Raw genomic sequence first — 9,704 nt, 5'->3', positions numbered from 1 at the left:
AGGCGTGCGAGGCAAAAAGCTGGCAGGCTGGAGCTGGGACCTTAGCACAACCTATGGTGAGGATCACGATAGTCTGGGCCTGTACAATTCAGCTAATATCGACCTCTACCATGCCACGGGCTACACGCCGCAGCGCTTTCACATCGGGTCGTTCAGCAACAGCCAGTGGACAACCAATTTTGACCTGCGGCGGTCCTTCAACGTGCCGTTGCTGGCCAAGCCGCTCAACTTGGCACTGGGGGCGGAATACCGTTACGACAGCTATGCCATCGGACAGGGGGACGCCGCCTCCTACGCTTATACCGGATCGCAGGGGTACCAGGGTCTGAGCCAGCCAATGTCGTTAACGCCAGCAGGGATGTGACGGCGGGCTATATTGATGTGTCCACGCAGTTGCTGCCAAAATGGCAGGTCGATTTTGCAGGCCGGTTCGAGCATTACACCGACGTGGGTGATACCGAGACCGGCAAGGTGTCCTCCCGCTATGACTTCAACCGCTTTTTTGCCATTCGTGGCACGGTCAGCAACGGTTTTCGGGCACCGACTCTGGCGGAGGAGCATTACGCCAACATCGTCACCAGCCCCAGCTACGCCAACGCGCAGTTGCCTGTCAGCTCGCCCGGTGCGCGTTACTTGGGGGCCAGTGCGCTCAAGCCCGAGCGTTCAACCAACTTCAGCGCAGGCTTTCTGCTCAATCCGCTGCGGTCGCTGCATATTACGCTGGATGCCTATCAGATTTCGGTCAGGGACAGAATTGTTGATGGCGCGGCCTATAACGGACACGACGCCATGACCGCGCTGGCGCTGGATGGGGCCTCCGTTCAGGAAGGTATCGACCCGAAAGCGGTATCGGCACAGTATTTTACCAACGGGGCCAGCACCCGCACCCGCGGTATGGACATAACGGCCACGTATGACACCAACTTCGGGCGCTACGGCAAGGTCCGGTGGGATGCTGCCGTTAACTTCACCCACACTAGCCTGACCAATGTCGGGCACGATGCACACGGCAATTCTCTGGTCAACGCCCAGCAGGCGGCGTATCTGACCACCGCCTACCCGGCCAACAAGTTGATTTTTGGGGGGGCATGGCGGCTGGGCCGGTGGGATGCCAGCATACATGAAATCCGCTACGGCCATACGACATCGCAGTTGACGTACTATACTGGCCCCAGTGCGTTTTCTGTCAACAATTTCATGGAATTTGTGAACAGCCCCCGCTGGGTCACCAACCTGGAGGTGGGCTACCAGCTAACCCCCATCTTCCATATTGCGCTGGGGGCGAACAATGTGGGTAATGCCTACCCTCGACGCCTGCCGTCCGAGGTCTCGTACCTCAATGTCGCGCGGTATGACACCTATAGCCAGCAGCTTGGGCAGGATGGTGGTTTTTATTATCTGCGCCTGAACCTGAAACTCTGAAAGTTTTTACGGTGTGTCGTCAGTTAAGTCCTGAGAGAGTGCTTCATTCGTTATCGAGCCAGTGTGAAGGATTGCAGTGGATGTGAATTCCGGCAGCGCTGCACATCCAATACACCTGCTCGCAAGATTATGCGGTCCGTGCATGAAGGCGCTCGTGATATGGCGCGGGAGATCGCCCAGACCGATGCTTACGTGACATCACGAAGACAGAGGAAAAAGTTTGAGATGCTGTTCGCGCATCTCAAACGCATACTCAAACTGGATTGACTGCGATTACGAGGCCCAGATGGCACCAGAGATGAGTTCCTTCTTGCAGCAACCGCCCAGAACTTGCGTAAAAGCAAAGCTGATGCCAGTCATCTCCCTCCAGAGGGCCTCCTGAAGGAGACAGACGCATCAAACTTCTCACAAGCCCAGATCCGTCAGACACAGCAAGAGACTTTTTCAACAGAATTAGGTGTAAGCGGCTACCCAGCGGTAAGTTGGGCGGCATGTCATAATTTAATTGCTTTCTGGTCTGCGGATGAGCGAGTTTGTTACCTGTGGTTAGCACAGGATCCCGCGAGACTGGAAAGCTCGGTTTCTGGCGAATTATCCTCATATTCTGGTTTTTCGATTAGCTTTTTGCCCGGATTTTTTACCTCAGACAAGGAGACTTATCGTCGCTTGGGAGGGGGGGCGCGCGAGAGACAGCAGAGAAGGCGCTACGGGCGGTGATCTTGATCTGATCGCTTTTCGGCATGCGTTTATCACCAATCAGTGTCACTGGATCCGCGGTGCATAGCGGATCATCGAGATACAACTAGCTGTCGGGTCGTGAGAGTCATTGGGATGATGTAGCGTGAGCAATACCGCGTTACGCGCCATGGTTTTCTTCCGTTTGCAGGGAGAGCGAATGATGCTGCAGATCCATCCATAGACACGCACGACACCGGCCGTCCGGGTTGATATTGCATACTCTTCGGAACCGACATCTGTGCTGGCCAGACGTTACGGGATCAGCGATGAAACAGCGCAGGCGTGGTTCAGACGCCTGTCAGGACCGCAGCAGCCGTCCCCTGAAACTGGCATGGAAAGCCTCGGAGGAGGAGCGTGCCATTGTCTATCAACTCCGGCGTTCTACCGGTTTTGACCGGGATGATCTGACCTTTGTCGTACGACATTTCCTGCCGCATCTGAAACGGGACAATATCTGGCGTATCCTGAAAGATAAGGGACTGAAGACTATCGCCATAGCTTAATCCTAGAAGGTAGAACTATTTTTGTGCATGGTGCTACGGGCTTTCCGCTTGCATTACCCTTCGCTAAGAAACGTTTAGTGTGTGGTATTTGCATTTCGCCGCATAGCCTGAGGTGGCTGGTGAAACTCACGCAGGAAGGCACGACGCATTCGCTCGGGATCGTGGAACCCGGTCATGACAGCAATGGTTTCGATGGGGAGCGTCGATCCTTCAACACGCTCGCGTGCGGCCTCCAGACGCAATCGTTCCACTGCTCGGGCAGGACTTATTCCTACGGCGGCCCGGAAACTACGTGAAAAATTTCGAGGACTCATGCCGATCTGATTGGCGAGAGTATCCACGGTCAGGCGCTGTTTCAGGTTAGAGCGGATCCATCCCAGAAGCTCGGCAAAACGTTCCTGCGGGCTCTCCATCTCAAGAAGTGCCGAAAACTGAGACTGTCCTCCGGGGCGGTGATAGAAAACCACCATCTGCTGCGCCGTACGGCGCCCTATATCTGCCCCGAGATCTTCGGTCACCAGCGCAAGAGCCATGTCGATGCCGGCGCTGATGCCAGCAGACGTCCAGACCGGGCCATCATGGACATAGATAGCATCTGCTGAGACTCTGATTTCTGGAAACTGTGCTTTCAGGACCTCGGCGTGTTGCCAGTGCGTCGTCACACGGCGTCCATCGAGCAGTCCGGCCGCCGCCAGCAAAAAAGTTCCTGTACACACGCTGCATATCCGCCGTGCAGTGTCTGCCTGATATCGTAGGAAAACCTGCAACTCCGGACAGGTCATGGCCTGTTTGTGACCTTCGCCCCCGACAACAATAAGCGTGTCACAAGAGCCAGCCGTTGCGATAGGGATGGTCTCAATCGCCATTCCCGAAGACGAGCGGACCAGACCGCCATATCGAGATAGGGGCGTTGTCTCATACGGAGCGCCCCCAAACTTACCGGCGATCTCAAAGGTTGCTGTCACCCCGGCCGCGTCGAGTAACTGGAAATCAGGATAGAGAAGAATACCAATCTGTCTGAGCATGTCCTGAAATGAGGGATCATTGTCCTTTCGTCAAATGGTCTTCCAGAAAACACTGACAGATATCGGATCAGTCTGTGATCCATCGTAGCACAAGAGACGGAGTCCTTAATGTCCCGGCCCCCATTTCCCCCCTTTAATGCCGACACCGCAATGCAGAAGGTTCGTCTCGCGGAAGACGCCTGGAATGGTCAGGATCCTGAAAAAGTGGCGCAGGCCTATACACCCGATAGCCGGTGGCGCAATCGCTCTGAATTCATTCGCGGGCAAGAAGAGATCGTGACTTTCCTGATGCGGAAATGGGAGCGAGAACAGGAGTATCGGCTCATCAAGGAGCTCTGGGCTTTTCAGGACGAACGGATCGCGGTCCGCTTCGCCTATGAGTGGCGGGATCAGTCCGGACAGTGGTTCAGGTCTCACGGGAACGAAAACTGGGCCTTCGATGAAGAAGGGTTGATGCGATACCGTGTCGCGTCAATCAACGATCAACCCATTGCAGCCACCGACCGTCTGTTCCACTGGGCAGCAGGGCGACGTCCGGACAGTCATCCCGGCCTTTCGGCGCTCGGGCTGTGACTGTCCGAAAGTGCTTCCCTACGGCGTTGACTGGAACGCCTTGCGGCCTTCTGCGTCTAAAGCTGAGAAGTCTTCGTCAGACAGCGTGATGCCGGCAGCGGCGACATTTTGCTTCAGGTGTGCGACTTTGGAGGTGCCTGGAATTGGCAGCATCACAGGGCTGCGTTTCAGGACCCAGGCCAGGGCAATCTGGCTCGGCTCCGCGCCGTATTTCTTCGCCATGGTGCCCAGAATAGACCCTGACCTAGCGAGGTCGCCGGCAGCGAGCGGAAACCACGGGACGAAACCGATGTTCTGCGCCGTGCAGTAGTCGAGCACGTCCTCGCTGGTACGATCGACGAGATTGTAACGGTTCTGGACTGTCGCAACCTTGAAAAACTTCGATGCTGCCTTGATATCCTCAACGGATACCTCGCTCAGTCCAGCATCACGGATCAGTTTCTGATCGATGAAGGACCGGATTGCATCGAATTGCTCGTCCGCCGGGACTCTCGGATCGATGCGGTGCAACTGCCACAGATCAATCTGTTCGACGCCCAGATTGCGCAGGCTCTTATGCACCTGCTGCAGCAGGTATTCCGGTCGTCCGACGGGTTTCCAGATGTCTGGCCCTGAACGGGTCAGGCCCCCCTTTGTCGCGATGACGAGGCCCTTGGGATAGGGATGCAGAGCCTCCCTGATCAACCATTCCGAGACGTCGGGTCCGTAGGAATCCGCAGTATCAATAAAATTGATACCTAGTTCGGGAAGATGCTTCAGCGTGCGGATGGCTTCATCGTGATCAGCAGGCGGTCCCCAGATGCCTTTGCCGGTGATGCGCATTGCACCAAAACCCAGGCGGCTGATCTCGAGATTGCCGCCTACTTTGAACGTGCCTGATCGGGAGGCGCTGGAGGGTGAATGGGTCATAATCCTCGGTCCTTTTTGCCAATGGGAGACTTGGAAATAGTCATTCCGTCAGGCCGCGAAGCCGCCATCAATGTTATACGCTGCACCAGTGATGATGCCGGCTTCTGGCCCGGCAAGATACACTACCAATCCTGAAATCTCTGCGCTCGTGGCGTGGCGTCTGATCGCCATGAAACCGTGCATCACCTCCTTTAGCGGACCCTTGGCAGGGTTCATGTCGGTATCAGTGGGACCAGGCTGGACAACATTGACGGTGATGCCGCGCGCCCCGAAATCACGCGCCAGTCCCTTGGACATACCTTTCAATGCAGATTTGCTGGCACTATAGGCAGCAAGGCCACTCATCGGCATACGGTCGGCATTGGCTGAGCCGATGAAGATAATACGGCCACCGTCGGGCATATTGCGTGCGGCAGCAACGGCCGCATGATAAGGCGCGTGGATATTGATACGGAACAGCCGGTCGATGTCATTCGGCGGCATGTCAAGCGGATCTCCCGCGCCAAGAATGCCGGAATTGACGACCAGAACGTCGAGCGGACCAAGTGAGCCAATTAGCGCGATGAGAGTGTCCCGGTCGCCACTATCGGCGCGGAGAGCCTCGCTTCCGGTTTCGGCTGCCAGAACCTCAGCATCGCCCGGGGAAGACAAATACGTGAACAGGACTTTCGCTCCCTCTGAAGCGAAACGACGTACGATGGCGGCTCCAATCCCGCGGCTGCCGCCAAGCACGAGAACGGATTTACCTTCAAAAACGCTCATGACTGCGTCTCCAGAGAGACCAGAATTTCTGCCAGTCTTTCGAAGGCTGGCTGATAAATCTCTACCGGCATCCGGGCCTCCATACTGGCCGCATGTTCGACGGGCGCCTCGAACTGCCCCCGCCATTGAATGAACGTGTGGTCACCATCCGTTATAGGAAGAAGGCTGATCGTGGAACGATAGTTTCTAATCGGCAGCGCAGACTCGATAATCGAGAACATCATCGCATGATCTACGTCGGATAGTGCGAGAAGCTGTTCACGGATCACGCCGACATCACCCATTTCAAGACGGCGGATCGCGCCGACACGGTCACCGGCATCATCGCCCTCAATCACGCAGGTTTTCACCCCCGGCAACCAGTTGCCAAGGGTGCCGAAATCACGGATTAGCCCCCAGACAGCAGGAACAGGGGCATGAATGACGCTGCTGGCTATCACATGGATCATGATGTGGCTCCCGATTGTGTCTGTCCGACCGTCATAGGGACTGCCCTCCCGTCACTTCGATCCGTTGACCGTTCACCCAGCGCATGTCGTCAGACAGAAGGGCACGTACCGCGGCTCCAATGTCGTCGGGTTGTCCGACTCGCCCCAGAGGAGTGATCTCTGCCAGGCTCTGGTTGATCGTGGCATCGTCACGGACCAGACCACCGCCGAAGTCCGATGCGACCGCACCGGGGGCGACGGCATTGACCGTAATGCCCCGCTCGCCGAGTTCCTTTGCCATGTAGAGCGAAACGACCTCGGTTGCCGCTTTCATGGCCGCGTAAGGACCATGATCCGGCAGGTAGAAGCGTGTTGCTGCAGAGGTGATGTTGAGAATGTGGCCCCCATCGCGGATCAGCGGAAGGAGTGCTACCGTCAGCAGGTAGGGGCCCTTGAAGTGGATGTTGTACTGATTGTCGAGCTGTTCCGGTGTCGCTGCATCGCAGCGCGTGTGAACGATATTGCCCGCATTCTGGATAACGTAGTGCAGTGTTTTCTGCTCGAATTCACTTGAGAGAAGTGTTTTGACCTGCTCGGAAAAATCCGCGAACGATGTATGGTTCGCAATATCCAGCCGCAGCATGCACAGTTTTGCGCTTTCTCCGTCAAGCGCTGCTTCGGCGATTTTCGCCTCGGCTTCATTAGTGTGATAGGTCCCGATCACGTTAATACCCGAAGCGATCAGATGCTTCGCGATACTGTATCCGATGCCGCGATTGGCGCCCGTGACAAATGCGATTTTTGATGTGCACATAATCGGATTCCTTTTCCGAGACACGAGAGTGGGCCGGAATATAATTTCCGTACTGGGCGATCCATAATATGAGCAAATGCTGGGGTCAATAATTTATGGATCAAACAATACGGAATAGAACGCCGGGGTCGGCTAACCTTGTCTCTCTAGTGCTTTAGCGCCTTTTTGACCGTTTCTCTGTTCCTGGCTCCACCGCGTTGATATCCCACAATGTCAGGAGAGACGTGACGGCTGCATCCAGAGTATCTGAAATAATCCCGTCCCGGGTTTCACATGTCATGCCGTGGAAAAAAGTCACGAGAATGTCGGGCAGGACATCTGTCGCCGAGGACGCTTTTAATTCGCCATTGGCGATGGCGCGTTCCACGCAAGCTCTGATGCCAGTTCGCGTGCGCTGTCGTTCCCCTTCGAGGAGCGCCTGGACGGATTTGTTTTCAGGTGAGCAGTTACTGGCGCCACAAACAACCAGACACCCGGCCGGGTGCGTGCGGGTTGCCTGCATGCGCGCCGAACCACGCAATGTCCGTTCGATGGCATCGCGCGGTGACAGGCTCTCGTCCCATAAGGGTGCCATCACCTGTCCGTAGGTCTCCAGATAACGTTGCACGACTTCGCGGAACAGGGCTTCCTTCGAGCCGAACGCGGCATAGAAGCTCGCGGGCGAAATGTTGCCCATGCAGGACTTGAGTTGAGCCAGGGAAGTCGGTTCATATCCCTGAGCCCAGAAAAGCGCTGTGGCGGCGTCAATCGCCTTGTCGCGGTCAAACTCACGGGGCCGCCCTGTTCGCGCCATGTTATATGCTCCATCCGAAAGACTTCCATATTAAATGATCCAGAAATAATTGCCAAGATTATGCTACTCCCATATATATGTATCAATTGATCCGTATATGAGTGACGCATGACCCCGAAGACAACATTACCCTTACAAAACTCCAATGAACGCCTGCCTGTCGCGGGCTTGCTCGCACTGGCCATGACCGGCTTTATCTGCATCATGACCGAAACTCTGCCAGCGGGTCTGTTGCCAGAGACTAGTGCGGGTCTGCATATTTCTCCTGCGCTGGCAGGACAGATGGTGACGGCTTATGCCATAGGCTCACTGAGTGGGGCGATCCCGCTGACACTCGTCACGCAGCGATGGCGGCGCAGGAAGGTTCTGCTGCTGGCAATCATCGGCTTCATGGTGTTCAATTCCATTACCGCCTTTTCAACGTATTACGGCGCGACCCTCGCGGCTCGGTACGGAGCGGGTGCGGCGGCGGGTCTCGCCTGGGCGTTGCTGGCTGGCTACGCACGCCGGATGGTAACACGTGCCCAGCAGGGCCGTGCCCTCGCGATTGCCATGGTCGGCACGCCGATTGCACTGTCACTGGGGGTGCCCGCCGGGACATGGCTGGGCGCTGTCGTCGGCTGGCGTGTGGCCTTCTGGATCATGTCGGGCCTGACCATACTGCTGATCGCATGGGTTCTGGCGAAGGTTCCTGACTTTCCAGGGGCGGCGCATTACGAGCGCCTGCCGTTCCGGCATGTTTTGGGCATGCCGGGCGTGCGGTCTGTTCTGGGGGTGGTAATGGCCTGGATGCTCGCGCACAATGTTCTCTACACCTATATCGTGCCGTTCGTCACATCTGCCGGACTGGCGGGACAGGCAGATCGCATTCTGCTGCTGTTCGGGGTCGCTGCCCTTGCCGGTATCTGGCTGACCAGCCGCACGGTCGATCATGCCCTGCGCCTGTCCGTCCTGCTCAGCCTGGCCATGTTTGCGGTCGTGGCGGGGGCTTTCGCCATCGGATCAGCGTCACCTGCAGTGATTATAATCGGTGTCACCATTTGGGGACTGACATTCGGCGGGGCCGCGACGTTGCTCCAGACCGCACTCGCTGATGCAGCTGGCGATGGCGCGGATGTCGCACTGTCGATGAATGTCGTGGCGTGGAATAGTGCCATAGCCGGTGGTAGCCTTCTGGGTGGCGTCCTACTCAATAAATGGGGTGCGGCGTCATTCCCATGGGCGGTAATCGGGCTAGTCGCTGTCGGCTTCCTGATCGCATGGCAGGCACGGTCCCACGGATTTCGGTCTGGCCACAGGCTGGGGCATCGGAGCAGGAGCTAAAAATCCGACAGAAGCGGGTTGTGGAGTTACCGCGTCGCAGCGGTAAGGATAACCTATTTATGTCAACGATGGTTGGTGTCAGAAGATTTTTACTCATCACCCGAATGGTTGGCGGGATATTAGGTGATCGTAAATTGGGATTACCCGAAAATGTCCGCTACTAAAAATATAGGGATAGCGCTTTATGTCCGAGATGAGGCAATTCTGTTGAAAAAGTCGCTCTTGAAATAATCATTGCTTCCTGATTCAGTCGTCATCAGTCAAGGAGTGTCGGCAGATGATGGGTAAGCGAACCGGGGTTCAGGAAACCCTGTTTTATGGGTTCAGCCTGGAGCAGCATGTACCAGACAATCACCTGCTTCGATCTATTGACCGGCTGATTGATCTCTCCGGAATTCGAGAACATCTTCGTTC

At 56.3% G+C, this 9,704-nt stretch carries 9 protein-coding genes and 3 pseudogenes; 6 read left to right on the top strand and 6 right to left on the bottom strand.

The window, feature by feature from the left end; genetic code table 11:
- The 4 genes and pseudogenes from JCM25146_RS23060 to JCM25146_RS20990 all read left to right on the top strand — a co-directional run.
- Positions 1-364, top strand: a pseudogene (locus tag JCM25146_RS23060) (TonB-dependent receptor); the annotation flags it as partial.
- Positions 361-1,422: a TonB-dependent receptor plug domain-containing protein gene (locus JCM25146_RS19960; RefSeq protein WP_051544314.1), complete on the top strand. Its 1,062-nt coding sequence runs from the start codon at positions 361-363 to the stop codon at positions 1,420-1,422. The pseudogene JCM25146_RS23060 and the gene JCM25146_RS19960, both read left to right, overlap by 4 nt.
- A 45-nt stretch (positions 1,423-1,467) precedes the next feature.
- Positions 1,468-1,804: pseudogene (locus JCM25146_RS23055) on the top strand (transposase); the annotation flags it as partial.
- 567 nt (positions 1,805-2,371) lie between these two features.
- Positions 2,372-2,642: pseudogene (locus tag JCM25146_RS20990) on the top strand (IS481 family transposase); the annotation flags it as partial.
- Between the two features lie 95 nt (positions 2,643-2,737).
- Here the strand turns inward: JCM25146_RS20990 and JCM25146_RS14755 are convergent.
- Positions 2,738-3,688, bottom strand: coding sequence for a GlxA family transcriptional regulator (locus JCM25146_RS14755; protein ID WP_025828973.1), 951 nt, complete (start codon positions 3,686-3,688; stop codon positions 2,738-2,740).
- A 108-nt stretch (positions 3,689-3,796) separates the two neighbouring features.
- On the opposite strand from JCM25146_RS14755, the gene JCM25146_RS14750 reads away from it, so the two are divergent.
- Entirely contained in the window at positions 3,797-4,261 is a 465-nt protein-coding gene (locus JCM25146_RS14750) for a nuclear transport factor 2 family protein (protein ID WP_025828972.1), read from the top strand.
- Positions 4,262-4,279: 18 nt separating this feature from the next.
- Here JCM25146_RS14750 and JCM25146_RS14745 read toward each other — a convergent pair whose 3' ends face one another.
- The 5 genes from JCM25146_RS14745 to JCM25146_RS14725 form a co-directional block, all read right to left on the bottom strand.
- Positions 4,280-5,170, bottom strand: coding sequence for an aldo/keto reductase (locus tag JCM25146_RS14745; RefSeq protein WP_025828971.1), 891 nt, complete (start codon positions 5,168-5,170; stop codon positions 4,280-4,282).
- Positions 5,171-5,218: 48 nt separating this feature from the next.
- Positions 5,219-5,932 (bottom strand): SDR family oxidoreductase, encoded by a 714-nt coding sequence (gene bdcA, locus JCM25146_RS14740; RefSeq protein WP_025828969.1) that lies wholly within the window; start codon positions 5,930-5,932, stop codon positions 5,219-5,221.
- Positions 5,929-6,381: an SRPBCC family protein gene (locus JCM25146_RS14735; RefSeq protein WP_025828967.1), complete on the bottom strand. Its 453-nt coding sequence runs from the start codon at positions 6,379-6,381 to the stop codon at positions 5,929-5,931. The genes bdcA and JCM25146_RS14735 overlap by 4 nt, the downstream gene beginning before the upstream one ends.
- A gap of 31 nt (positions 6,382-6,412) precedes the next feature.
- The gene (locus JCM25146_RS14730; RefSeq protein ID WP_025828965.1) at positions 6,413-7,174 is read right to left on the bottom strand and encodes an SDR family NAD(P)-dependent oxidoreductase; all 762 of its coding nucleotides are present in this window, start codon (positions 7,172-7,174) and stop codon (positions 6,413-6,415) included.
- A gap of 154 nt (positions 7,175-7,328) precedes the next feature.
- Complete coding sequence (locus JCM25146_RS14725; protein WP_025828963.1) at positions 7,329-7,967, bottom strand: TetR/AcrR family transcriptional regulator; 639 nt, start codon at positions 7,965-7,967, stop codon at positions 7,329-7,331.
- A gap of 108 nt (positions 7,968-8,075) precedes the next feature.
- On the opposite strand from JCM25146_RS14725, the gene JCM25146_RS14720 reads away from it, so the two are divergent.
- Positions 8,076-9,290 carry an MFS transporter gene (locus JCM25146_RS14720; RefSeq protein ID WP_025828961.1) on the top strand — a complete coding sequence of 405 codons (1,215 nt, stop codon included), beginning with the start codon at positions 8,076-8,078 and terminating at the stop codon, positions 9,288-9,290.
- Positions 9,291-9,704 lie beyond the last annotated feature (414 nt).

Source organism: Acetobacter okinawensis JCM 25146 (assembly GCF_000613865.1).
GTDB classification, from domain to species: Bacteria; Pseudomonadota; Alphaproteobacteria; order Acetobacterales; family Acetobacteraceae; genus Acetobacter; species Acetobacter okinawensis.
Note: the sequence above shows the minus strand (reverse complement) of the source record. Positions and strands in the feature narration are given on the sequence as shown.

Excerpts from the sequence above, each read along its gene's own strand:
- JCM25146_RS14750 (WP_025828972.1), top strand. The coding sequence starts at position 3,797 with ATGTCCCGGCCCCCATTTCCCCCCTTTAATGCCGACACCGCAATGCAG.
- JCM25146_RS14745 (WP_025828971.1), bottom strand. The coding sequence starts at position 5,170 with ATGACCCATTCACCCTCCAGCGCCTCCCGATCAGGCACGTTCAAAGTA.
- JCM25146_RS14725 (WP_025828963.1), bottom strand. The coding sequence starts at position 7,967 with ATGGCGCGAACAGGGCGGCCCCGTGAGTTTGACCGCGACAAGGCGATT.
- JCM25146_RS14730 (WP_025828965.1), bottom strand. The coding sequence starts at position 7,174 with ATGTGCACATCAAAAATCGCATTTGTCACGGGCGCCAATCGCGGCATC.
- JCM25146_RS14755 (WP_025828973.1), bottom strand. The coding sequence starts at position 3,688 with ATGCTCAGACAGATTGGTATTCTTCTCTATCCTGATTTCCAGTTACTC.
- JCM25146_RS14720 (WP_025828961.1), top strand. The coding sequence starts at position 8,076 with ATGACCCCGAAGACAACATTACCCTTACAAAACTCCAATGAACGCCTG.
- bdcA (WP_025828969.1), bottom strand. The coding sequence starts at position 5,932 with ATGAGCGTTTTTGAAGGTAAATCCGTTCTCGTGCTTGGCGGCAGCCGC.
- JCM25146_RS14735 (WP_025828967.1), bottom strand. The coding sequence starts at position 6,381 with ATGATCCATGTGATAGCCAGCAGCGTCATTCATGCCCCTGTTCCTGCT.